The following is a 24,189-nucleotide window of genomic DNA, read 5'->3' as shown; positions in this document are numbered from 1 at the left end:
CGCAGATCAATGCGGGAAGTCGAGGCCCATTTCTCGGAAGCGCTCGGGGTCATCGCCCCAGTTTTCACGGACCTTGATGAAGAGGAAGAGGTGCACGGGCTGCTCCAGAATTTCGGAGAGTTCCTTGCGCGACGCGGTCGAAATCGCCTTGATCGTCTCGCCACCTTTGCCGAGCGCAATCTTCTTCTGGCTATCGCGCTCGACATAGATCACCTGTTCGATGCGAACCGAGCCATCCTTGCGCTCTTCCCATTTCTCGGTCTCGACATGCGAGGAATAGGGAAGCTCCTGGTGCAGGCGCAGAAAAAGCTTTTCCCGGGTAATTTCGGCGGCGAGCTGGCGCATCGGCAGGTCCGAAATCTGATCCTCAGGATAATACCAGGGACCTTCCGGTAGGGTCTTTGCCAGATAGTCCATCACGTCGTCGCAGCCAGAGCCGTTCTCCGCCGAGATCATGAAGGTCTGCTCGAAAGCGATCTTCTCGTTGGCGGCGGCAGCAAGCGCCAGCAGGTCCTCGCGGCGGACGCGGTCGATTTTGTTCAAGACCAGGATCTTCGGCTGGGAAACGTCCTTCAGTCCTTCCAGGATGGCCTCAGCATCGCCGCGCAGACCACGTTCGCTGTCGATCAACAGCATGATGAGGTCGGCATCCTTGGCTCCGCCCCAAGCGGACGTCACCATGGCGCGATCAAGCCGGCGGCGCGGCTTGAAGATGCCGGGCGTGTCCATGAAGACGATCTGCGCGTTGTTGTGAATGGCAATGCCGCGCACGATGGCGCGCGTCGTCTGCACCTTGTGGCTGACGATCGAGACCTTTGCGCCCACGAGCCGATTGACCAACGTCGACTTACCGGCATTAGTGGGGCCGATAAGAGCGACGAAGCCCGAATGCGTTGGGCCAATATGTTCAACCGCGCCGTCTTCGGCGGGCGTGTCCTGCTGATTGGTCATTTTCCACTATTCTCCGGCAGTCACTTCTCAGTCAACTGAGGCTGCCATATACCTTCGCGTTCCAGGATCCGTGTCGCCGCCATCTGTTCGGCCGCACGCTTGGACCGTTCTATTCCCGTTTCAGGCGCTGTTCCCTTCACTTCTACCGTCACAGTGAAGCGTGGATCATGATCCGGTCCGCTACGATCATCAACCCTGTAGACCGGGGTGACGCCGAATTTCGCATGCGCCCATTCCTGCAATTCCGTCTTCGCGTCGCGCCTTGCGCCTTCCGGCCGAATAGCGCGGCGCTCCCAGAAACGCAGGATGAACGCGCGGGCGACTTCGAGCCCGCCATCCAGATAGAGCGCGGCAATCAGGCTTTCGACGACATCGGCGCGCACGTTCAGCATGCGCTTGCCCGTCAGTTTCTTCACGTCGGCGCCAGTGCGGATGTAAAGATGCAGCTCCATCTCATCGGCGACTTCGGCGCAGGTCTCTGCACTCACCAGCTGGTTGAGACGCACCGAAAGTTCGCCTTCCGTCGCCGCACCGAAGGTCTTGAAAAGCAATTCTGCGATACAGAGGCCAAGAACACGGTCGCCGAGAAATTCCAGCCGTTCATAGTTGCCCGTCTTGTGCGTCCGCGCGCTGGCATGGGTCAGCGCGCGGTCGAGACGCTCCTTTTCGGCGAATTCGTGGCCGATAACGACCTCAAGCCTGGCACGATCCGCCTGGGAGAGCGTCTGCGCCTTCGTCATTCGACAACCTTGAAAATACGGTCCCAACGCATGTTGGTCGGCCATTTCCAGATTTCACGGAACGAGGTATCGTGACCCAGCGAGAAGAAGATGATGCTGGCGCGGCCGATCAGGTTCTCGGCAGGGACATAGCCGACATCGAAACGGCTGTCGTCGGAATTGTCGCGATTGTCGCCCATCATGAAATAATGGCCCGGCGGAACGACATATTCCTGAGTGTTGTCGCCACGCGAATTCGGCGAGAGATCCAGCGTGTCAAAGACCTTGCCGGTATCCGGCAGACGCTCGCTATAGACGGCGATGTTGTCGCCCGGCTCTTGGCTATAGTCCGACGAGAAGGTGCCGTGCGGCTCGCGCGGAACGGCCTGACCGTTGATGTAGAGGATGTCGTTCTTGACCTGGATGCGGTCGCCCGGCAGACCGATCACGCGCTTGATGTAGTCGACATCAGGATTTGGCGGGAAGCGGAAAACCACGACGTCGCCACGCTTTGGCTCGCTGCCCAAGATGCGGCCGCTGAACAGATCCGGCGAGAACGGCATTGAATACTTGGAATAGCCGTAGGCGAACTTGTTGACGAAGATGTAATCGCCGACAAGAAGCGTCGGCATCATCGAGCCTGACGGGATGGTGAATGGCTGAAAGAGAAATGTGCGGATGATCATGGCTAGGACAAGCGCCTGAACGATGACCTTGATGTTCTCCCACAGGGCGTTCTGCTGTTTTACGGCTTTCTCGGACACGCAGTCTTATTCCTTTTTCGCACCCCACCGGCGCACTTATATTCAGGCACTGTCTACTCGCTTCACATCATCGCGGCAATGGCGCGGAGATCAAAAGCGACATGCAGCCGTGATTCAGGCATCCATCGGCAGCGCTTCGATGATCACAAAGGCCTGAGCAAGAGGAAAATCATCCGTTATCGTCAAATGAATGGCGGCACGATGATTTGGTGGCAGCATGGCCGCCACTCTTTCGGCGGCACCGCCGGTCAATTGCATGGTCGGCTTACCGCTTGGCAGATTGACGACACCCATATCGCGCCAGAAGACGCCCTGGGCCAATCCCGTGCCTAAAGCCTTGGAGCAGGCTTCCTTGGCGGCAAAACGCTTGGCATAGGACGCCGCCTTGTTTTTGCGGCGCTCGGACTTGGCGCGCTCGATATCGGTAAAGCAGCGCTCGGTGAACCGGGCGCCGAAACGCTCGATCGTCTTCTCGACCCGGCGGATGTCGATAAGATCGCTGCCTATGCCGATGATCATGGGAAGGCCCTCCTGGCGGTCCGAACGAGGTCAGGCACGTCAGACGCTCGATGCGTTTTCGGCGAGCGCCAGCCGCTCGCGGGCACGTTCCATCAGGCGCTCCTTGCGGCGCGTCTTGAATGTCTTCACACCATAATAGGTCAGCGCATAGACGATCACACCCGTCACGATGGCGGGCGGAATGCCGCCGATCAGCATCGGCTTCAAAACCGGATCCCAGATTTGCGTGAGATCGCCCTTGTGCCACAGCGCCGGCAAATCGATGCTGCCGCCCTGGCCGCCGCTGTCACGCGCCAGGATCAGATGACCGATTTCCCAGGTCAAAGCCCAGATGAAGGGATAGGTGATCGGATTGCCGGCAGCCAGACAGCCGAGCGCGGAGGCAATAACATTGCCGCCGACGAGATAGGCTATGATGATCGCCATGACGAAATGCACACCGATGAACGGTGTCCAAGACACGACGATACCAGCTGCAAAGCCGGCTGCAACCGAATGCGGTGAAGCGGCAAGGCGAACGAGGCGTTTACCGAAATATTGGAACGAGCGGACAAAACCCTTGCGCGGCCAAAGGTGCTCCCGCAACTTTTCCTTGAATGTCAGTGGTTTTCGGCGACGAAACAGCATGCGGCTTATCTAGTGCAATGGGGGCCGTCGTGACAAGAGCGACCGAACGTATCATGCACCGATTAAGAACCGAAAGTGCGGCTCTTTTTGGAACGTCATCTGCGCGACGCGCAGAAAATGGGCGCTCTCTTCATTTACCGGAAGCAATCCCGCAAGATCGGGATGCTCCAAGGGCGCAATAACGACGCGCCCCTCTTGGTCTTTCAAGTATTAGCAGCGATTAACGCGTGCGGAACAGACCGCGGTCGACCTGACGCTGACGATACTCAAGGTCAAAACGGTCATGCGAGCCATTCAGGTAAGCCATTTCGCGCTCTTCAACACTCGGAACACGCAGGGCACGGGCGATTTTCTTGATCGGGCTAAACATTGTCTTCTCTCATCTCAGTTTCGTTTCTTCGATGACCAGAAGATAGGCGCGACAAAGGTTAATTACCACCGCTCTAAAATATACACAGCCATGCATAGACTGCATATCTATCCGAAAAGACGCTCGAATTTGGTCATAAAATGATCACAAAATATGCAGCCTGCCTCAGACCGACAGCAATCCGGCAGATCTCACTCGTAAAGGCGCTTGACGGTGGCAATACAGTCGAGTTCCTTGAGCTGCACCAGAAGCTGGTTGAGCTGACGCAGATCCCATACTTCGACGTCGAGAGCCATTTCGGTGAAATCGGCCGCAACCCGAACGGTGTTGAGCACGCGGATATTGACGTCCACATCCGCCACGGTCTGCGCCACCTTTGCCAGGGTGCCCGGCTCATTGAGGGCATTGATCAGAATGCGGGCGGCGAAGCGGGACTTGTTGGCTTCGTCCAGATCCCAGCGCACATCGATCCAGCGTTCCGGCTCATCATCGAACCGCTGCAGGACCGGCGACTGGATCGGATATATGGTGATACCCTTGCCCTTCTCCATGATGCCGACGATACGGTCGCCAGGAACGGCGCCGGTCGGCGCGAAATGCACCTCGACATTCGAGGAGATGCCGCGGATCGGCGGCGCATCGAGATCGCCGCCGTCGGAAATCTCGGCCTTGTTCTTGCCCGGGATCTTGAAAATCATGCCCGAGGCGCTGCGGACGTTGAACCAGCCCTCGTCGCCGGCGGGCTTCACGGTCACGCGTTCATCCTGATGATCGGGATAGACGGCGCGCAAAACGTCGAGCGACGACATCTCCCCTCGCCCGACAGCAGCGATCGCATCCTCGACGTCCTTCTGGCCAAGGCGGTGTAGGGCCGGCTTCAGGGCATCGCGCGAGAAGACTTTGCCGGCGCGCTCGAAGGTGCGCTCCAGAATGCGGTGGCCGAGGCCGGCATATTGCTTGCGGATGGCAAGCCGGGTGGCGCGGCGAATCGCGGCGCGCGCCTTGCCTGTCACGACAATCTCTTCCCAGGCGGCCGGCGGCACCTGCACGCCGGAGCGGATGATCTCGACTTCATCGCCGTTGTTCAGCCGCGTCACCAGCGGCATGATGCGGCCGTTGATCTTGGCGCCGACTGTGGTGTCGCCGATATTGGTGTGGACAGCATAGGCAAAGTCGATCGGCGTCGCGCCGCGCGGCAGGGCGATCAGCTTGCCTTTGGGCGTGAAGCAGAAGACCTGGTCCTGGAACAGCTCGAGCTTCGTGTGCTCGAGGAATTCTTCCGGGCTGTCGCCTTCGGCCAGCGCTTCGATCGTGTGGCGCAGCCAGGAATAGGCATTGCTTTCCCGCGACAGGAGCTCACCATCCGCACCGTTGCCGTTGCTATTTGTACCATCCTTATAGAGCGTGTGGGCGGCAATACCGAATTCGGCGATCTCATGCATACGCTTCGTGCGGATCTGCAGCTCGATGCGTTGGCTGGAGGGCCCGACGATCGTTGTATGCAGCGAGCGATAATCATTCTGCTTCGGCGTTGAGATATAGTCCTTGAACCGTCCGGGAACGACTCGCCAGCGGGTATGCACGATGCCGAGCGCACGGTAACAGGACGGGATATCGTCGACGAGAAGGCGGAAGCCGTAGACATCGGAAAGCTGCTCGAAGGAGAGCGACTTCGACTGCATCTTGCGAAAGACCGAATAGGGCTTCTTCAGCCGGCCCTTGACCATGGCGTTGGCAAGGCCGTTGGCAACAAGCAGATCACGCAGTTCGGTCTCGATCTTCTTGACTAGGCCCTCGTTGCGCCGCGAAAGCTCTTCCAGGCGCTTGGTGACGGTGTCATGCGCTTCCGGATTGATATGGCGGAAGGAAAGCTCCTCCAGCTCCTCGCGCATGTCCTGCATACCCATGCGGCCGGCAAGTGGCGCATAGATTTCCATCGTCTCTTCGGAGATGCGAGCGCGCTTTTCCGGCGACATGTGATCGAGCGTGCGCATATTGTGCAGGCGGTCGGCAAGCTTCACCAGAAGCACGCGCACGTCGTCGGAAATGGCGAGCAACAGCTTGCGCAGGTTTTCGGCCTGCTTGGCCTTCTTGGTGACGAGATCCAGCTTCTTGATCTTCGTCAGGCCCTCGACCAGACGGCCGATGTCCTCGCCGAACATCTCGTCGATTTCGGCACGCGTCGCCGTCGTATCCTCGATCGTGTCGTGGAGAAGAGCGACCGCGATGGTCGATTCATCCAGGCGCATATCCGTCAGGATGGCAGCAACTTCCAGAGGATGGGAAATATAGGGGTCGCCGCTGGCACGTTTCTGCTGGCCATGCTTCTGCATCGCATAAACATAGGCTTTGTTGAGGAGAGCTTCGTTGGCATCGGGCTTGTATTTCTGCACGCGCTCGACAAGCTCGTATTGCCGCATCATTCCAAAGCTACTCCAGCAAAAACAAAAGCGCGCCAGTCATATGACCGGCGCACGCATTTCCACATCATATCGCTCCTGCCCGGAGCATCAAGGTCGACGATCAGTAATCGTCGCTTTTTTCCGGCGGAACCAGACCTTCGATACCGGCCAGAAGTTCTTCTTCCGACATCTGATCGAACGTAACGGTTTCCGGCAGATCTTCTTCCTCGTCGCTGGAGGCGGAAGCGCCGGCGGCGAGCAGGCTTGCAGGATCGGGCTCGGGCTCATCCACTTCGACATGCTTCTGCAGCGAATGGATGAGATCTTCCTTGAGATCGTCCGGCGACAGCGTCTCGTCGGCGATTTCGCGCAGAGCAACGACCGGGTTCTTGTCGTTGTCGCGATCGATGGTGATCGACGAGCCCTGCGAAATCAGGCGGGCGCGATGGCTGGCGAGCAGCACGAGCTCGAACCGGTTCTCTACTTTATCAATGCAATCTTCTACTGTGACACGGGCCATTGCCTGTCCTTTGCGGTCGTGATGTCGTCATCATGTCTCGGAGTAGCACGCCGATACAAGCAAACGATGGCAAATTCAAGTTTTTCCTGTTTCAGCGCCTTTGCACCCTCTGGGAAAGTGCTAAAATTCCCCTAGACAAACGGCGTTTTCCACCTGAGGTTGCTTGGAATATCGCATTTCGTGCCCTAAATCTCGATTATATGAATAATTCATAAAGTAATACGAATTATTCTGCAATGCCTTACAAGGCCTTGTTTTAGCTGCTTTTAAATGAAGTGATTACGTTTTTATAACAGTGGATATGTAAGCGATGTTTGACCCACGCGAAAAAATTGCACTCTTTATCGACGGCGCCAATCTTTACGCTGCATCCAAGAGCCTCGGTTTCGATATTGATTACCGTAAGCTCCTGAAAGCATTTCAAAAACGCGGATATCTCCTGCGCGCCTATTATTACACCGCACTTATCGAAGATCAGGAATATTCCTCGATCCGCCCGCTGATCGATTGGCTCGATTATAACGGCTATAAGGTCATCACCAAGCCGGCCAAGGAATTCACCGATTCCATGGGCCGCCGGAAGATCAAGGGCAACATGGACATCGAGCTGGCGATCGACGCCATGGAGCAATCCGAAACCGTCGACCATCTGGTGATCTTTTCCGGCGACGGCGATTTCACGACCCTCGTGGAAGCTCTCCAGCGCCGTGGACGCAAGGTGTCGGTTATCTCGACCATGTCGACCCAGCCGCCGATGATCGCCGACGACCTGCGCCGCCAGGCCGATCATTTCATCGATCTCGTATCACTGAAGGCGGAAATCGGCCGTGAGGCTTCGGAGCGCCCACAACGTCCCGCCGAACCGACACCAGCCGCTTCGGATGTCGAAGAATAATTGGGACTGGCTGCATCAGATAGGTGCGTTGTTTACCGAAGACTAGTTGCGCGGCGGAAGCGTTTCGTCTTTGCCGCGGCAGCCGGCCCTTCGCTAGGGCATCCTGAGCCTGCCGAAGGGGCGTTCGTCGCTGCAATCGATTCACGTGCAGCTATAGTTGCCCAGGGATAGCTGTGCATGGCGGAAGCGTTCGCGTTTGCCGCAGCAGCCGGCCCTTCGCTAGGGCTCAGGGCGTTCGTCGCTGCAATCGATTCACTGGATCGATTGCTCGGGCTTTGCCCGATCGCTCCTCACCCTCACCCATTGTCCTTGAGCAGGCGGCTCTTCTGCCTGTTCCAATCGCGTTCCTTCTCGGATTCGCGTTTGTCATGCAGCTTCTTGCCCTTGGCAAGGGCCAGTTCCAGCTTGGCGCGGCCACGGTCGTTGAAATAGATTTTCAACGGTACCAGGGTCATGCCCTCACGATTGATCGCCGAACGCAGCCGGCCGATTTCGCGGCTGGAAAGCAATAGCTTACGGCGGCGGCGCGGCTCGTGGTTGAAGCGGTTCGCCTGCAGGTACTCCGGCAGATAGGAGTTAATCAGCCAGATCTCGTCGCCTTCGTCCGAAGCGTAGGATTCGGCGATATTGGCCTTGCCCTCACGCAGCGACTTCACCTCCGTGCCCATCAGCACGAGCCCTGCCTCATAGGTATCGATGATCTCGTAGTTGAAGCGAGCCTTGCGGTTTTCCGCCACGACCTTATTCACCACGCGCTGGCTGCCTTTGGGTGCCATGATTCTTCTTCTTTTCTTGCGTCATTCCGGCAGCGGCTAAGGGCGCGCCAGGTTCCTGCACCCTAAATAAGCGAGACCGCCCTCCTTGTGAAGAGAGCGGCCCTGCAGAGTTTCGGTAGCAGGCTTGTGAAGTCTCAGTTCAAGAGGCCGGCGTGGCGCAAGGCCGCGTCGATCGCCGCCTCCGTGCCCGGCTCCAGGGTCGACAGCAGCGGCGAGCGCACATTGCGGCTCATGCGGCCAAGGCGGGAGAGACCGTATTTGGCACCGCAGAGGCCAGGCTCGAGAAAGATCGCCTTGTGCAGCGGCATCAATCGATCCTGATATTCGAGAGCCTTGGCATAGTCACCAGCAAGTGTGGCCGCCTGGAACTCCGCGCATAGACGCGGCGCCACGTTGGCCGTGACCGAGATGCAGCCGACACCGCCATGGGCGTTGAAGCCGAGCGCCGTCGCATCCTCACCGGAAAGCTGGCGGAAATCGCGGCCGCAGGTGATGCGCTGCTCGGACACGCGCTCGATCTTGCCGGTCGCATCCTTCACACCGACGATATTGGCGTAGGCCTTGGCAAGCGCGCCCATGGTCTCCGGCGTCATGTCGACGACCGAGCGGCCGGGAATGTTGTAGATGTAGATCGGCAGCTTCACGGCTTCCGCGATTGCGGCGAAATGGGCGTAGAGGCCCTTCTGCGTCGGCTTGTTATAATAGGGCGTCACAACCAGCACCGCATCAGCCCCGACCTTTTCGGCGTGCTGCGCCAGCTCGATCGCCTCACGTGTGTTGTTCGAACCAGCGCCTGCCATCACCGGGACGCGCTTGTTGGCGATCTCGATGCAGAGCTCGACGACGCGCTTGTGTTCATCATGCGAGAGGGTGGGAGATTCACCCGTCGTACCCACGGGCACCAGTCCCTTGCTGCCCTCTTTTATCTGCCAATCGACATGCGAGACGAAGGAAGCCTCGTCCACCTTGCCGGCGTCAGTAAAGGGCGTCACGAGAGCGGGAATGGATCCCTGGAACATGCAAGTCTCCTAGCGGCGCGGCATTCATGCTTCAGCCGCAATCCATGGTTATGAATCCGCGCACCATAAAGCGCCGGCTTGACGGCGACAAGCACGCTTTGAATGGTTAAGGGCAGTTTCCGATATCATAATTGATTGAAATTCGGGCCACCGGTAAGGTTTCGTTAATATTGCATTTGGCAAATGGAAGGGGCCTTTTGTTTTGTGAGTAGCCGGATGAAGAGACCTGTCATGATCTGGACCGCCGTGGGCTTGGCGGTCGCCTGGGGCGCGGTTGCCTCGCAACTTCCCGGCCAGCAGATACCGACGAGCGCCAATGCCTATGTCGCCATGGCGCCGGACCCCATGAGCACGGCCGCGATCCCGCGCAGCGGGGCTATCGCCCCCGTCAGCGGCGACCTGAAAGCAGGCCTCGATGCCCTTTCCAACAAGAACCCGATGCAGGCGCTCGCCATCCGCAACGGCATGGACGAAGGCACGCTCGATCGCCATATCCTGACCTGGGCAATCGCGACTTCGGGCCAACCGGGCATTCCCTCCGGCGAGATTGCCGCCGCCGCCCGCGAGCTTCAGGGCTGGCCGGGCCTCGGCAGCCTGCGTGCCAATTCCGAGCGGGCGCTCTACACAGAAAACCCGGCAACGGATCAAGTCCTTGCCGCCTTCGGCAACTCGCAGCCGGAGACCGTGGAGGGCAGCATCATCCTCTCGCGTGCCCTTATGGCACGCGGCGCGTCGGCGCAGGCCGCAAAGCTGATCCGCAAGATCTGGCGCGATGAGCCATTGGACAAGGCTCTCGAAGACAAGATCCTTGCGGAATTCCCCAGCCTGCTTTCGCCTGCCGATCACAAGGCGCGCATGGATTATCTGCTTTATCGCGACCGGACCGCGCAGGCCAAACGCTTCGGCGACCTCGGCAGGGCGCAATCGCTCTACAAGGCATGGGCGGCGGTCAATGATCGCTCGCCGAAGGCTGATGCACTGATTGCGTCCATCGACGCGCAATGGCGCAGGGACCCCGCCTATCTCTTCATGCGGATCGAAAACCTGCGTCGCCAGAACAAATATGACGATGCCGCCAATCTTCTGGCGCAAATGCCGCGTGACCCGAATGTGCTCGTCAGCCCCGGCGCATGGTGGGCCGAACAGCGCATCGTCAGCCGCGGCCTGGTGGATCAAGGTGAATTCAAGGCCGCCTATCGCGTCGTCGACGCCAGCGTCGCGGAAAGCCCGCAGGATGTCGGCGAGGCCGAATTCCATGCCGGCTGGTACGCTCTGCGCGGGCTGCAGGACGGCACAAACGCGTCAGCCCATTTCCGCAAGATCCTGCAGGTCTCGAACGGACCGATCTCGCAATCGCGCGGCTGGTATTGGCTCGGCCGCGCCGCCGAAGCTGGCGGACCGGGCAAGGCGGCCGATTTTTACACGAAGGCCGCTTCCTATCCGAGCACCTTCTACGGCCAGCTTGCTGCCGAGAAACTTGGCCGCCGCACCCTTAACGTCACCTATCCCTCGCCCTCGGCTACGGATCGTCAGCGCTTCCAGGGACGCGAGGCGGTACAGGCGATTTCGCGGCTTGAGGCCGCAGGACACGGATGGCGTGCCGACGCGCTCTATCGCGCTCTCGCCAAACAGCTGGATAGCCCCGGCGAAGTCGCCATGCTGGCCGCCCGTGCCGAACGTTCCGGCAATCATCAGCTTTCGCTGCAGATCGGCAAGATTGCCTATGGGCGCGGCATCGAGGTCGCAGCCCTCGCCTTCCCGATCGGCGTCATTCCGGACAATGCCAATATTTCCGGCTCCGGCAAGGCGCTCGCCTATGCCATTGCCCGGCAAGAGAGCGCCTTCAATCCGGCCGCAATCTCCTCTGCCAATGCCCGCGGCCTGCTGCAGTTGCTGCCGAAGACGGCAAAGGCCGTTGCCGGCCGGCACGGCATAACCTATTCCGCCGACAAGCTGACGCAGGATGCCGGCTACAACGCCACGCTCGGCGCCCATTATCTCGGCGAGCAGATCGACACCTTCGGCGGCTCCTACATCCTGACCTTCATCGCTTACAATGCAGGGCCGAACAAGGTGCCGGAATGGATCAGCCGCTATGGCGATCCGCGCGGCAAGTCGCTCGACGATGTGATCGACTGGATCGAGCGCATCCCCTTCCCCGAGACCCGCAACTACGTGCAGCGCGTGATGGAAAACTATCAGGTCTACAAGGCCCGGCTGGGACAGAAGACCGATATCGTACACGATCTGGTCGACGGCCGCGGCTAAGGCCGATCACTATCGCGAAGGTGCCGCCCGGCCTTGCGCGATATGCTTCAGCCAACAACCGTAGTTGTGTAGGCTGCGGAAATGACGTTACATCCCTCGTGACAGCCAAGGTACGAGGGATGGCGCATGCGCAGCGACGACGAAAGCGGTTTTCTTGCCAGAACGATCGCAGCGGAAGATGGCCTGAAGCTCCATGTGCGGGACTATGCCGGCGATGAGACGATCACGAAGGCCAGAACACCCGTCTTCTGCCTGCCCGGCCTGACGCGCAACTCTCGGGACTTTCATCAACTGGCGCTGCTTCTGTCCCAGGACCCGGCAGCCCCGCGCAGGGTAATCACGCTCGATGCCCGCGGACGCGGGGCATCCGAATGGGATAAGGACAAATCCCGCTACAATCTCATCGTGGAAGGGCAAGATGTCCTCACGGTCTGCGCTGCGCTCGGGATTCATCAGGCGATCTTCATCGGCACGTCGCGCGGCGGATTGGTTCTGCACATGCTCGCAGCCAGCCGGCGGGATATCCTGAAGGCGGTAATTCTTAACGATATCGGTCCAGTCCTTGAGAAGATCGGATTGGCGGATATCCGCGGTTATCTCAATCGGGACAAGAAACCCGCCAATTGGGACGAGGCGATCGAGATCCTACGGGAGAATCATGGCGGCGCCTTTGGCGCGCTTGACGAAGAGGATTGGCAGGACATGGCACGGGCAATCTATGCCTTTCGCGACGGCAAGCCGGTTGCCGATTACGATCCTGCCATCGCAGCGCAGATGCAGGCACTCGACCTGGAAGCGCCGATTCCAGACCTGTGGCCGCAATTCCAAGCGTTTCAAGATATTCCGCTGATGGTGATTCGTGGCGAGAATTCGAAGCTTCTGACACAGATCACAACGGACGAGATGGCAAGGCGCCATCCGGAGATGGTCATTAAGATCGCGAGAGGGCAAGGACATGCCCCGATTTTACATTTGGGCGATGTCCCGGATGCGATCCGACATTTCATCTCGGAGTTTTGACAACAGGCACCCGCGCACTGTTCGACACCTGCCCAAAGCAAAAGGCCCGGTTGGGAAACCGGGCCTTTCCTCTTCTGATCGGAGGTCTGACCAGAAGATTTGTCAAACTTGTTCGGCGAACCGAATTAGAACACACGCTGGAAGCGCAGGATACCAGCCCAGGTGTCCTTGTTGACGGCGTCGTAGTTGACGTAGGTCACTTCCGGCTCGATCAGCAGGTCCTTGACGGGGTTGAACTTGACGTTCGTGGTCGCGGCGAAAGTCTTCAGGTCATCGTAGGAAAGCTGCAGGTTCCACTTCAGCTTTTCGTTGATCGGAACGCCAACACCGCCCCAAACAGCCCAGTCACCCCAGCCGAGACCAGCACCGCCGGCACCGGCATACTTGTTGAGCTTGTCGCCATCCGTGTTCCAGCCGCCCATAACGAAAGCGGTGAGAACGCCGAAATCGGCATCGACGCGAGCCTTGACGGCGCCTTCCTCGACGATGGAGTCGTAGCCGCCGACAACGCGGAACTGCCAGGCACCGGCCTTGTAGCCAACACCGGCAACGACGTCAGGCAGGTAGTGGTTCGTGCTATCTTCGCCGTTTGCACCGGTCGCGCCCGTGCCGGAATTGGAATCTTCCAGCGAGATCACAGCCGTGAAGCCGTTGCCGGCGTCATACTTGTAGGTCAACTGGTTCAGTTCGTCGGTGCCGTTGATGCCGTATTCGATCACGTCGTCGTTGATGACGTCGCCGGCGTAGCCGAGGAAGGTCGAGTAGACCGAATCGGCCTTACCGACGAGGAAACCGCCCAGGCTGATGTTGGCCCAAAGCAGCTTGGTCGTGGTCGCATTGCCGTCATTCCAGTCCCAACGAACAACGGTATTGGTCTTCAGCGGGCCGTATTCGGTGTCGGTGGCAGTGTCGAGAGAGAGTTCAGCGCGGGTATGCCAATAGGTACCGCGGCCACCAGCGTCCTGGCCAGCCTTGTAGGCGTTGTACCAGCCGCCTTCGGTACGGACACGGCCGCCGATCTTGAGGCAGGTTTCGGTGCCCGGGATGAAGAAGTAGCCAGCGCCATATGCATCGCAGATGCGGACGTATTCCAGCGGCTCCGGCTCAGCAGCGACAATCGCGTCAGCAGCATGAGCACCGGATACTGCTGCCAGCGCAGCAGCGGAGCCGAGAAGAAGGCTCTTGATGTTCATAGTAACTCCAGTTCCAATATCGATCAGGTATGACAATTCACGCCGAGAAAATCGACGCGCCCTACCCACCTGGTTTTAAAAGTTGACCCCTGATCTGGGAGAACCAAGACACTAAGTCTCGTTTCCGATTTGGAACCTACAGATCGTTTTTTTCAGAGCAATATCAGAGATAAACTATGAACAATTGTGACGGCGGTTTCAAACGAGTGCGTTGCACAAAAATCACGTCGCAAAACTGTCATATTGCCGACACGTCCCAGCTCACAGTTACTTAAGATTACGCTAAAAATACACGCGACCACGGGTCGATCGCGTCGAAAAAGAGTATAGAGCACTCTCAAGACTGCATTCTAATTTGTCGATATTCTCAAATTAAGAAAGCCCGGCCATTGGCCGGGCTTTCCATCACCGTAGTGAGAAATCTCAAATGACCGAAGTCAAATCAGATTAGAACGAGCGCTCGAAGCGGAGGATACCAGCCCACTGGTCCTGATTGATGGAGTCCCAGTTGGTGTAGGAGACTTCCGGCTCGATGAGCAGGTTCTTGACCGGGTTCCACTTGACGTTCGTCGTGGCGGCAAAGATCTTGGAGTCGGTGTAGGCGAGCTGGAGGTTCCACTTCAGCTTTTCGTTGACCGGAACGCCAACGCCGCCCCAGACAGCCCAATCACCCCAGCCGATGTTGGAAGCCGGACCAGCGCCGTTTGCACCGGCGTACTTGTTCAGCTTGTCGCCATCGGTGTTCCAGCCGCCCATCAAGAAAGCCGAGAACGCACCGAAGTCAGCATCGACACGAGCCTTGATAGCGCCTTCTTCGACGATCGAGTCGTAACCGCCAACGACCTTGAAGCCCCATGCACCAGACTTGAAGCCGGCACCTGCAACAACGTCAGGCAGGTAGTGGTTCGTGCTGTCTTCGCCGTTTGCACCGGTCGCGCCCGTGCCGGAGTTGCTGTCTTCGAGCGAGATCACAGCCGTGAAACCGTTGCCGGCATCATAGTTGTAGGTGATCTGGTTCAGTTCGTACGGGCCGTCATAGACCACGTCGTCGTTGATGACGTCGCCGGCATAACCGGTGAAGACGTTGAACTCCGAGTCTTCCTTACCAACGGTGAAACCGCCGAGGCTGATGCTGGCGTGCAGCAGGTTCGTCTTGGTGGCGTTGCCGTCGTTCCAGTCCCAACGAATTTCGGTGTTGGTCTTCAGCGGGCCGTATTCGGTATCGGTTGCCGTCTGCAGGCGGAGCTCAGCACGAGTGTGCCACAGCGTGCCCAGGTGGCTGTCAGGATTGTAAGCGTCATACCACTGACCTTCGGTACGAACCTTACCGCCGATCTTGAGGCAGGTTTCCGTGCCCGGGATGAAGAAGTAACCAGCACCGTATGCGTCGCAAATGCGGACGTATTCGAGCGGCTCCGGCTCAGCAGCGACGATAGCGTCAGCCGCGTGAGCACCGGAAACTGCCACGAGCGCGGCAGCGGAGCCGAGAAGAAGGCTCTTGATGTTCATATTGACCTCCAGTCAAAGTTTTATATCGAGAATGAGAACTACCCGAAGGTATTCCCTGTCCCATCCTCGTGTTTCAAGAAGTGGACGATCAATCGCCCTCGCTTCCGAGAGTGAAAATACAAGACGTGCACTGTCACGCAATCGACATTTTCGCGGAACGGGGGATTTGCGTAAGCCTTCCGCAAGCCCTGTTGCCGAAAGGACACAAGTCAGCAACACGGCGGCCGCAATTATTTAGACTTCATTAAGAAACTCCTTAATCTACCGGCACTTACGTGCGCAGTGAAAACGGTCGCCGCTAATTGGAAAAAGGCACTCGAATGGCCTTTCCATGGCTAACCGGCGGATTTTGCTGGGTTTGGTAAGCTCTGTATGACGCTTCTTCGCCGGCCTTCCCGGTATCGACAACCACTGTTAGGCCCGGCCCGCGTCCCAAAACGACGCAAGGACGCGGGTGATTCCCTGAAATGGCCGATTCGACTGCGACGTGCAGGCATCGAGCAAAGGCCAAACCGCCAGCGACCAGATATCGCTCTACACGTCATTTCCTTCGATAGAGGATCATTCCGGCGTGATGGAGCACGCCATCGATGAAATCGCCATCGGCGGTGAAACCTGTATCGTCCCAATAGTCGATATGATCGCCCGTCACCGCGTAGCGCCCCTGATAGGCACGCTCACGGCTTCCCCGCGCTTCGATATATCGGCCGTGTGGCAGGAGTTCATGACGGATATGATTGTCGGCAGTCGTCCACATGCCGACGTAAGCATGTATCGGTTTCTTCATTTCAATTCGATCCTCGGAAAGCGCAGGCGGCGCGAATACGACGCGGGCCGGCCAGGGTGAGAGCAAAGAGACCGCGAATCAATGTGTCGCCCGCGTCGGGCGAACGACGATCTCATTGACATCGACATCATCGGGCTGCTCGACGGCGAAACGCACCGCCCGACCGATGGCATCGGGCGCCAGCGCCACGGCTCGATAGGATTTCATCGCTTCGACTGCTACCGGATCGGTGATCGTATCGGCCAGCTCGCTCTCGACGACGCCCGGATGGATGCAGGTGACCCGGATATCGCGGCATTCCTGGCGCAGCCCATCGGAGATCGCCCGAACGGCATACTTGGTCGCGCAATAGACGGCGGCGGTCGGAGAGACGGCCAAAGCCCCGATCGAAGCGATGTTGATGATGTGGCCGGAGCCGCGCGCCGTCATTTCCGGCAGGACCGCCGCAATGCCATGAAGCACGCCCTTGATGTTGACGTCGACCATTCTGTCCCATTCCTCGACTTTCATCGAAGCCATCAGGGAAAGCGGCATGATGCCGGCATTGTTGACGATCACATCAACGCTTCCCCAAGCCGCGCGTGCCGCCTCTGCAAAGGCGGCAACGTCAGCCCTATCGGTGACATCGAGCCGGCGGGTCATAACCGTGCCGCCCATTTCCCGAATCTCGGCTGCCAATGCTTCCAATCTGTCGATACGCCTGGCGCCGAGCATGACCTTTGCGCCGGCGGAAGCGAGTTCGCGGGCGATGCCCGCACCGATGCCGCTGGAGGCACCCGTAATGAGAACGACTTTATCGATAGGCATGCGATCACTCCTTGCTATGTGAACGGTTCTCTCCTGGAACCGGCTATAGGGAGGATACAGAGCCTCATTGTCGTGATAAGCCATCCATTCAGTGACAGCTTGGAAAGTAGTAGTTACCAATGTGGCCCGATCTCAATGCTCTCGCCGTCTTCATCCTTGTCGCTCAGGAGCGCAATTTTCGCGCCGCGGCCGATAGGCTCGGCGTCACCCGCTCGGCAGTCAGCCAGACCATCCGGCGATTGGAGGAGAGCCTGGGTATCGCGCTGCTACAGCGCACAACCCGCAGCGTCAGCCTGACGGAGGCCGGCGAACGGCTCTACGCGGAGGTGGAGCCGGCAGTCTCTGACATACGCACCGCGATGGAAAAGACGGACACTTTGCGGACGCGGCCCCGCGGTCAATTACGGCTTGCCGTCTCGTCGATCGCGGAGCGATTTCTCTCCGGCGATTTTCTCGCGGGCTTCGCGGCCGCCAACCCCGAAATCCAACTCGATATTACTGTCACGGACGAGGAATTCGACATCGTGTCAGAAGGCTATGACGCGGGCGTCCGGCTTGGCGAAGTCATCGAGCAGGACATGATTGCCGTACCCGTCGCCGGTAAGGAGCGGCAATTGGCCGTCTGCTCGCCTGTCTATCGCGATCGATTCGGAATCCCCCGGCATCCGAAAGAGCTCTCCATGCATCGATGCATAGGCTGGCGCCCCTCGCCAAAGGCTGTCCCCTATCGCTGGGAGTTTGCCGAAGAAGGCAAGGAATTCCGCGTGGAGGTCGCGCCGGAGGTGACGACGAATGACATGAGCGTGATGATCAGGCTGGCTATCGCCGGAGCGGGAATCACATTCGGGATGGAAGAAAGCTTCCGCACCTTCATCGGCAGAAACGAGCTGGTGCCGATCCTCGAGGAATATTGCCCCTATTTCCCGGGCTTCTACCTCTACTATCCCAACCGACGGAACATGGCTCCCAAGCTGCGCGCGCTCATAGCACATCTGAAACGCTACGAAGGCTTTGCAGGCCGCGATTCTCTATAATATCCGGTTTTGCTGTATTTGGCGGAACCGGCATCGCGGGCCGTCTGCTGATGATGACAATTGAGTCAAAATGGCGGAGAAGATGGGATTCGAACCCACGATACCATTTCTGGTATACTCCCTTAGCAGGGGAGCGCCTTCGACCACTCGGCCACCTCTCCGGTGCGGCCCTGATAGGGCCATTCATTTATCGACGCAAGCGCTTTTTCGCGCTTGTGTACGTTCTTTCCGTGATTCAGCAACAGGCAATTGCCGGCCGAAGCATGGTCCGGCCGGCTCGAAAATTCACATCAAGCCAGCAGCTGCTTCAAATCCGCGGCGGGGTCGGCAAGGATCTCCCTGGATGGATTGGCGCCGCTTTCCAGCAGCTTCTTGCCGGTAACATAGGCCTTTGCATCGTTTATGGCGTCGACCGCGATGAAACGACCCTGCTTGAAATACCAGACGGAGGCCGCGCCCTCGCGAGCACCCGGCCGCAGCAATGTCTCGTCGTAACCAAGATTGAAACCGGCGATCTGCAGCTTCACATCGTATTGATCCGACCAGAACCACGGCTTCGGGTCATAGGCCTTTTCGTTGCCAGCTATGATTCCCGCCGCGGCTTCCGCCTGGTCGACGGCATTCTGCACGGATTCGAGCCTGATACGGCCGCCCTCCCATGGCAGCTCCACGCAATCACCCATGGCCAAGATTGCGGGATCGGAGGTGCGGGCGAACGAATCGACGACGATGCCGTTGCCGACCTCAAGGCCGGCCTCCTTGGCAAGTCTGTCATTGGGAGCGACGCCGATGCCAACCACGACGAAATCGACATCGATGGTAGACCCGTCGGACAATTCGGCAGCGGTGACATGATCGTTGCGACCGATGAGCTGCTTCAGGCCGATCTTTTCGCGAATGATGACATCGTGCTTTTGATGAATGGCCCTGAAAATGTCGGCGGTTTCCTTGGCGGCGACACGCTGCAGTATCCTGTCGCCCATCTCGATGAGGGTCACTTCGAGGCCGCGATGGCGCGCCACTGCGGCCGCTTCGAGCCCGATATAGCCGCCGCCGATGATGAGCACCCGGCGCCCAGGGCGCATTTCGCCGGCAAGAAGATCGGCATCGCGCTTGTCACGGGCGAGATAGACACCTTCGAGCGCGCCGCCGACGGAGGGCGGCAGGCGGCGGGGCGTCGAGCCCGTCGCAAGCGCCAGCGTCTCGTAATCCAGCCTGGAGCCGTCCTGCATGACGATCTGCTTTGCGGCGCGATCGATCTGCTCGACCCAGGTGGACAGGCGGATCTCGACATTATTATCGGCATACCAATGTTCAGGCCGGAACAGCAGACGATCGAAAGTCATCTCGCCCAGCAGATACTTCTTGGTCAGTGGCGGTCGCTGATAGGGAAGGTTCTCTTCGGCACCGACGATGGTGATCGGCCGCGAATCACCCAACCCGCGCAATTTGGCAGCGAGCGCGAAACCCGCCTGCCCGGCCCCAACAATGACCAATCTGCCCGTCACGATCCGTACTCCATTGTTATTATGGCGCTCCTTCCGCGCTGCGCGGAAGGCTGCCTATGGACTTCAGGGGTAACGCCTGCATCCGCAAGCGTCAATCGCGGCTGACCCTGCGCCCCGGATCGGGAGAAAATTAGGCCAAACGTTCAGCTTGATATTTCGACCCAGCGGCGTTCGTGGAAGGATTGGGCCATGGCGTGCACCGATTTTTCGATGCGCAGGCCGTCTTTGAAAGCGACGACTGACGCAGCCTCGCCTGATATGGCGCGGATCAGCTCCCGGCACTCGATGATCTTCAGATCGTTGAAGCCGAGACCATGACCGGGCGCCGGGATGAAACGGTCATAGGGCTTGTGCGCCGGTGCGGCCAGCACCTTGCGGAAGCCCTGTTCGCTGTCCCTGCCCTCGGCCTGATAGAGCTCGAATTCGTTCATGCGCTCCTGGTCATAGGAGATCGAGCCCTTGGAGCCGAAGATCTGCAGCGCGATCCGGCCCTTGCGGCCCCAGGCCGAGCGATTGGCCATCAGCACGGCGGAAATGCCGCCGTCGAGGCGCATTAGCACATTGGCAAGATCGTGGTTTTCAACGGCGCGGCTGCCGCCATCCTTCAACGGCCGTTCGGCATAGGGCTTCACCATGTCGGTGATCACGGCCTCGACATGGCCCAACAGGAACCAAAGAAGCGAAAGCGGATGCACGGCGAAATCATCCAAAGCGCCGTAACCGGAAGCAAGTTCGCTCTTCCAATAGAAGAGACCGTTCGGATCGGCCATGAAATCTTCATCCATCTCGACGCGAACGTGATTGACCGTGCCGATCGCCCCTTCTGCGATCAGCGACTTGATATGCCGCATCACCGGGTTCTGGATATAATTGTAACCGAGGATGGCGACTTTGCCCGAGGCCTTGGCTGCAGCCAGCATGCGTTCGGCATCGCCATAAGCGGGCGCCATCGGCTTCTCGCACCAGACGTGCTTGCCAGCTTCAAGGGCTGCGATCGCCATTTCCGGGTGGAACTGGTTGGGGGTAGTGATCGAGACGACGTCGACATCCGGGTCTGCGATCAGCTCGCGCCAATCGGCCGTTGCCTTTTCGAAGCCGAATTCGTCACCGCGCGCCTTTGCCAGATCGGCATTGGCTTCGGCGAGATGCACCAGGCGCGGCCGCGCGACGTCACCGAATACGGTCTTCACCGCATTCCAGGCCAGCGCGTGGCATTTTCCCATATAACCGGTGCCGATCAATCCAACGCCCAACGGCTTCATTTGCCCTTCCTCCTCAAATCCGCTCCCGAAGTTGCGCGATTTTTGGAATATTTAGACCGTTTTGACAAGCACACTCATGGCTTCAGCATCTCTTCCGCACGCAAGAATCCATATTTATCTATTTAAAATCATAAACTTAAAATTATTCGTGCCGAACGATTCAAAATCCGGTATCGTTGGAAATATGGAACGTTTGTTTCATTACGGGCATTGGGGGAACTGAAGGACGGTGCATGGACAACAATATCGAGACGCAGACCAAGGTACCACGCGACTTCGAAAGCCTGCGCAGCACCATCATAGAGCGCAAGAATGCCATGCCCAAGCGATTGGCCCAGGTTGCCGCCTTTGCGCTCGGCAATCCCGATGAGATCGCCTTCGGCACGACAGCCAGCATTGCCGCGGCCGCCGAAGTTCAACCCTCCACGCTGGTGCGCCTTGCCCGTCACCTCGGCTATGAGGGCTTTTCCGATCTTCAGAGTATCTTTCGCGAACGGCTGCGCGACCGGACGCTGAGCTATGAGGAGCGGCTGGTAACGCTAGAACGCTCCGGCGTAGAGAACGAAGAAGCCAGCATTCTCTCCGGCTTCCTCTCTGCGGCGAGCCAATCCGTCAGCAAGCTCGCCGCAACCATCGAGACCGACACCTTCGCCAAAGCCGTCGACGTGCTTGCAGCGGCCGAGACGATCTATCTGATCGCCAAGCGCCGCTCCTATCCGCTGACGGCACATATGACCTATGCCTTTTCCAAGCTCAACATACGTCACCAGATCGTCGCCTCGCCGAACGGCATTGACGGCGAGATAACCCGCTTCGCCACGGAGAAGGATGCCGCGATCGCCGCGAGCTTTTCGCCCTATGCAGCCGATAGCCTGGCGCAGGCACAGGATCTCGCCTCGCGCGACGTGCCGGTCATCGCCATTACCGATTCGGCTTTTTCGCCGCTTACCGCTTGCGCGGACTACTGGTTTGAAGTGGCGGAAGCCGATTTTGCCGGTTTCCGCTCGTTGTCGGCATCGATGGCGCTGATCATGGCCTTTCCGGTTGCCATTGCCGAGCGCCGGCGAAAAGCTGCAACAAAAGCCGATAAAACGAAAATGGAATAAACATTCCGAATTGACAAAATCTCGGAACCAATGTTTCACTACAACCAAGATCACGGCCGCGGGAGATGGCCGCTAGATCCATAGCAGCCGGGACGAAACGAGCACCGGCACTTTCAATAACGCATGATCTCGGCGCGGGCTGAAAAGCAGAAGAGGTCATGCCCCGACGGGAGGACATTATGGCACACGACAATCCGGGCGGTCAGCCGGAGACAAAACTCGATGTGATCACTATCGGCCGATCCTCCGTCGACCTTTACGGCCAGCAGATCGGCTCGCGCCTGGAAGACATAGCCTCTTTTGCCAAGTCGGTTGGCGGCTGCCCGGCCAATATCGCCATTGGCACCGCGCGGCTCGGCCTGAAATCCGGCCTCATCACCCGTGTCGGCGACGAGCAGATGGGCCGCTTCATCCGCGAACAGGCGGCACGCGAGGGCGTGGCCGTCGATGGGATCGCGACGGACAAGGAGCGGCTGACAGCACTGGTGCTGTTGGCGGTCGAGGCCGAGGGCGTCTCGCCGATGATCTTCTATCGCTCAGACTGCGCCGACATGGCGCTGAATGAAGACGATATCGACGAAGGCTTCATCAAGTCCTCGGGCGCCGTTCTGGTCTCCGGCACGCATTTCTCCAAGCCCAATACCGAGGCGGCACAGCGCAAGGCGATCCGCATCGCCAAGGCGCACGGCCGCAAGGTGATCTTCGACATCGATTACCGGCCGAACCTTTGGGGCCTCGCCGGCCACGCCGAAGGTTTCGAGCGCTATGTGAAGTCGGAACGCGTGTCCTCCAAAATGAAGGAGACGCTGCCGGATTGCGACCTGATCGTCGGCACCGAAGAAGAGATCATGATCGCCTCCGGTGCCGACGACGTGCTCGGCGCGCTCAAGGAAATCCGCCGCCTCTCGTCCGCCGTCATCGTACTGAAGCGCGGCGCCATGGGCTGCATCGTCTACGACGGTCCGATCTCCGACGATCTCGAAGCCGGTATCGTCGGCCAGGGTTTCCCGATCGAGGTCTTCAACGTTCTCGGCGCGGGCGACGCCTTCATGTCCGGCTTCCTGCGCGGTTATCTCCGCGGCGAGCCCTTGAAGACCTGCGCCACCTGGGCGAATGCATGCGGCGCCTTCGCCGTTTCCCGCCTGCTCTGCTCGCCGGAATATCCGACGTGGGCTGAGCTCGATTTCTTCCTGAGGACGGGCAGCAAGCACCGGGCGCTGCGCAAGGATGAGGCGATCAACCACATCCACTGGGCAACGACGCGCCGCAGCGACGAAATCCCGCTGCTGATGGCGCTTGCGATCGACCACCGTTCGCAGCTCGTCAGCGTCTGCGACGAGCTAAGCGTCGGTTACGACAGGATCGTCGCCTTCAAGCGGCTCGCGGTCGAGGCTGCGGCGCGTGTGGCCGACGGCCGCCCTGGCTATGGCATGCTGATCGATGAACGCTTCGGGCGCGACGCCTTCTTCGATGCGGCAACCAAGAATTTCTCCTGGATCGGCCGCCCTGTGGAGTTGCCGGGATCGAAACCGCTGAAATTCGAATTCAGCCAGGATATCGGCTCGCAGCTTGTCGAATGGCCGCTTAATCATTGCATCAAATGCCTTTGCTTCTACCATCCGGACGATCCAAAGGAGCTGAAGGCGGAGCAGCAGGAGAAGCTGCGGACGCTGTTCGAAGCCGCGCGCAAGGTCGGCCGCGAACTGCTCGTCGAGATCATCGCTGGCAAGAATGGACCACTAACCGACGACACGATCCCGACTGCCATGGAAGAGCTCTACGCTCTCGGCATCAAGCCGGACTGGTGGAAGCTGGAGCCGCAGGAATCGGCATCAGCCTGGAAAAAAATCGATGCCGTGATCGCCAAAAATGATCCATGGTGCCGCGGTATCGTGCTGCTCGGCCTGGAGGCGCCGGCGGAGGAATTGATCCGCAGTTTCGAGGCGACGCTGGCAGCCCCTTCAGTCAAGGGCTTCGCCGTCGGGCGAACCATCTTCTCCGATGCGGCCCGCGCATGGCTGTCGGGCGGCATGAACGACGAGGAAGCGATTGCCGATATGGCCGGCCGCTTCCGGCAACTGACGCAAGCGTGGCTTAAAACCCGCGGCGTGTAAGTAACAAGCATTTGGGAGG

At 59.0% G+C, this 24,189-nt stretch carries 22 protein-coding genes and 1 tRNA gene; 6 read left to right on the top strand and 17 right to left on the bottom strand.

Annotated elements, in window-relative coordinates; translation table 11 throughout:
- Positions 1-6: 6 nt before the first annotated feature.
- The 8 genes from era to rpoZ form a co-directional block, all read right to left on the bottom strand.
- Positions 7-951, bottom strand: a complete 945-nt coding sequence (gene era, locus AC13RM_RS06125; protein WP_113229507.1) for a GTPase Era — start codon at positions 949-951, stop codon at positions 7-9.
- A gap of 20 nt (positions 952-971) precedes the next feature.
- Positions 972-1,691 carry a ribonuclease III gene (rnc, locus tag AC13RM_RS06120; RefSeq protein WP_112337959.1) on the bottom strand — a complete coding sequence of 240 codons (720 nt, stop codon included), beginning with the start codon at positions 1,689-1,691 and terminating at the stop codon, positions 972-974.
- Complete coding sequence (gene lepB / locus AC13RM_RS06115) at positions 1,688-2,434, bottom strand: signal peptidase I (protein WP_113229506.1); 747 nt, start codon at positions 2,432-2,434, stop codon at positions 1,688-1,690. The genes rnc and lepB overlap by 4 nt, the downstream gene beginning before the upstream one ends.
- Positions 2,435-2,548: 114 nt before the next feature.
- Positions 2,549-2,953, bottom strand: a complete 405-nt coding sequence (gene acpS, locus AC13RM_RS06110; protein WP_015339297.1) for a holo-ACP synthase — start codon at positions 2,951-2,953, stop codon at positions 2,549-2,551.
- A gap of 39 nt (positions 2,954-2,992) precedes the next feature.
- The gene (locus AC13RM_RS06105; protein ID WP_069616144.1) at positions 2,993-3,580 is read right to left on the bottom strand and encodes a DUF2062 domain-containing protein; all 588 of its coding nucleotides are present in this window, start codon (positions 3,578-3,580) and stop codon (positions 2,993-2,995) included.
- Positions 3,581-3,800: 220 nt separating this feature from the next.
- Positions 3,801-3,950: a DUF3563 family protein gene (locus AC13RM_RS06100; RefSeq protein ID WP_015339295.1), complete on the bottom strand. Its 150-nt coding sequence runs from the start codon at positions 3,948-3,950 to the stop codon at positions 3,801-3,803.
- 191 nt (positions 3,951-4,141) lie between these two features.
- Positions 4,142-6,373 carry a RelA/SpoT family protein gene (locus AC13RM_RS06095; RefSeq protein WP_113229504.1) on the bottom strand — a complete coding sequence of 744 codons (2,232 nt, stop codon included), beginning with the start codon at positions 6,371-6,373 and terminating at the stop codon, positions 4,142-4,144.
- 100 nt (positions 6,374-6,473) lie between these two features.
- Positions 6,474-6,872 carry a DNA-directed RNA polymerase subunit omega gene (gene rpoZ, locus AC13RM_RS06090; RefSeq protein WP_069616142.1) on the bottom strand — a complete coding sequence of 133 codons (399 nt, stop codon included), beginning with the start codon at positions 6,870-6,872 and terminating at the stop codon, positions 6,474-6,476.
- A gap of 310 nt (positions 6,873-7,182) precedes the next feature.
- Here rpoZ and AC13RM_RS06085 point away from each other — a divergent pair, with 310 nt between their 5' ends.
- Entirely contained in the window at positions 7,183-7,767 is a 585-nt protein-coding gene (locus AC13RM_RS06085; RefSeq protein WP_113229503.1) for a LabA-like NYN domain-containing protein, read from the top strand.
- A gap of 296 nt (positions 7,768-8,063) precedes the next feature.
- On the opposite strand, the gene smpB is transcribed toward AC13RM_RS06085, so the two are convergent.
- Complete coding sequence (gene smpB, locus AC13RM_RS06080) at positions 8,064-8,543, bottom strand: SsrA-binding protein SmpB (protein ID WP_015339291.1); 480 nt, start codon at positions 8,541-8,543, stop codon at positions 8,064-8,066.
- Positions 8,544-8,677: 134 nt separating this feature from the next.
- Positions 8,678-9,562: a 4-hydroxy-tetrahydrodipicolinate synthase gene (dapA, locus tag AC13RM_RS06075; RefSeq protein ID WP_113229502.1), complete on the bottom strand. Its 885-nt coding sequence runs from the start codon at positions 9,560-9,562 to the stop codon at positions 8,678-8,680.
- 216 nt (positions 9,563-9,778) lie between these two features.
- Between dapA and AC13RM_RS06070 the strand changes: the two genes are divergently transcribed.
- Together AC13RM_RS06070 and AC13RM_RS06065 are read left to right on the top strand one after the other, a co-directional pair.
- Positions 9,779-11,830 carry a lytic transglycosylase domain-containing protein gene (locus tag AC13RM_RS06070; RefSeq protein WP_374816075.1) on the top strand — a complete coding sequence of 684 codons (2,052 nt, stop codon included), beginning with the start codon at positions 9,779-9,781 and terminating at the stop codon, positions 11,828-11,830.
- Positions 11,831-11,956: 126 nt separating this feature from the next.
- On the top strand, positions 11,957-12,850 hold the full coding sequence (locus tag AC13RM_RS06065) for an alpha/beta fold hydrolase (protein ID WP_374816073.1): 894 nt from the start codon (positions 11,957-11,959) through the stop codon (positions 12,848-12,850).
- A gap of 125 nt (positions 12,851-12,975) precedes the next feature.
- On the opposite strand, the gene AC13RM_RS06060 is transcribed toward AC13RM_RS06065, so the two are convergent.
- From AC13RM_RS06060 to AC13RM_RS06045, 4 genes are all read right to left on the bottom strand, one after another.
- Positions 12,976-14,043 (bottom strand): porin, encoded by a 1,068-nt coding sequence (locus AC13RM_RS06060; protein WP_113229499.1) that lies wholly within the window; start codon positions 14,041-14,043, stop codon positions 12,976-12,978.
- Positions 14,044-14,490: 447 nt separating this feature from the next.
- Positions 14,491-15,552 (bottom strand): porin, encoded by a 1,062-nt coding sequence (locus tag AC13RM_RS06055; protein WP_113229498.1) that lies wholly within the window; start codon positions 15,550-15,552, stop codon positions 14,491-14,493.
- A gap of 541 nt (positions 15,553-16,093) precedes the next feature.
- A complete protein-coding gene (locus tag AC13RM_RS06050; RefSeq protein ID WP_374816257.1) occupies positions 16,094-16,345 on the bottom strand; it encodes an Atu4866 domain-containing protein in 252 nt (83 codons plus the stop codon).
- A 72-nt stretch (positions 16,346-16,417) separates the two neighbouring features.
- On the bottom strand, positions 16,418-17,146 hold the full coding sequence (locus tag AC13RM_RS06045; RefSeq protein WP_285173572.1) for an SDR family oxidoreductase: 729 nt from the start codon (positions 17,144-17,146) through the stop codon (positions 16,418-16,420).
- 119 nt (positions 17,147-17,265) lie between these two features.
- On the opposite strand from AC13RM_RS06045, the gene AC13RM_RS06040 reads away from it, so the two are divergent.
- Complete coding sequence (locus AC13RM_RS06040; RefSeq protein ID WP_374816070.1) at positions 17,266-18,180, top strand: LysR family transcriptional regulator; 915 nt, start codon at positions 17,266-17,268, stop codon at positions 18,178-18,180.
- A gap of 71 nt (positions 18,181-18,251) precedes the next feature.
- On the opposite strand, the gene AC13RM_RS06035 is transcribed toward AC13RM_RS06040, so the two are convergent.
- The 3 genes from AC13RM_RS06035 to AC13RM_RS06025 form a co-directional block, all read right to left on the bottom strand.
- A tRNA-Ser gene (locus tag AC13RM_RS06035) sits at positions 18,252-18,341 on the bottom strand.
- Between the two features lie 129 nt (positions 18,342-18,470).
- Entirely contained in the window at positions 18,471-19,688 is a 1,218-nt protein-coding gene (locus AC13RM_RS06030; RefSeq protein ID WP_374815972.1) for an NAD(P)/FAD-dependent oxidoreductase, read from the bottom strand.
- Between the two features lie 143 nt (positions 19,689-19,831).
- Positions 19,832-20,950, bottom strand: a complete 1,119-nt coding sequence (locus AC13RM_RS06025) for a Gfo/Idh/MocA family protein (RefSeq protein WP_374815970.1) — start codon at positions 20,948-20,950, stop codon at positions 19,832-19,834.
- A gap of 233 nt (positions 20,951-21,183) precedes the next feature.
- Between AC13RM_RS06025 and AC13RM_RS06020 the strand changes: the two genes are divergently transcribed.
- Positions 21,184-22,056 carry a MurR/RpiR family transcriptional regulator gene (locus AC13RM_RS06020; protein WP_285173576.1) on the top strand — a complete coding sequence of 291 codons (873 nt, stop codon included), beginning with the start codon at positions 21,184-21,186 and terminating at the stop codon, positions 22,054-22,056.
- Positions 22,057-22,235: 179 nt separating this feature from the next.
- Entirely contained in the window at positions 22,236-24,170 is a 1,935-nt protein-coding gene (locus AC13RM_RS06015; RefSeq protein WP_374815967.1) for a bifunctional 5-dehydro-2-deoxygluconokinase/5-dehydro-2-deoxyphosphogluconate aldolase, read from the top strand.
- Positions 24,171-24,189 lie beyond the last annotated feature (19 nt).

This window comes from Martinezella sp. CNPSo 3732 (genome assembly GCF_057784515.1).
This window is presented reverse-complemented; position numbering and strand designations above follow the sequence as displayed.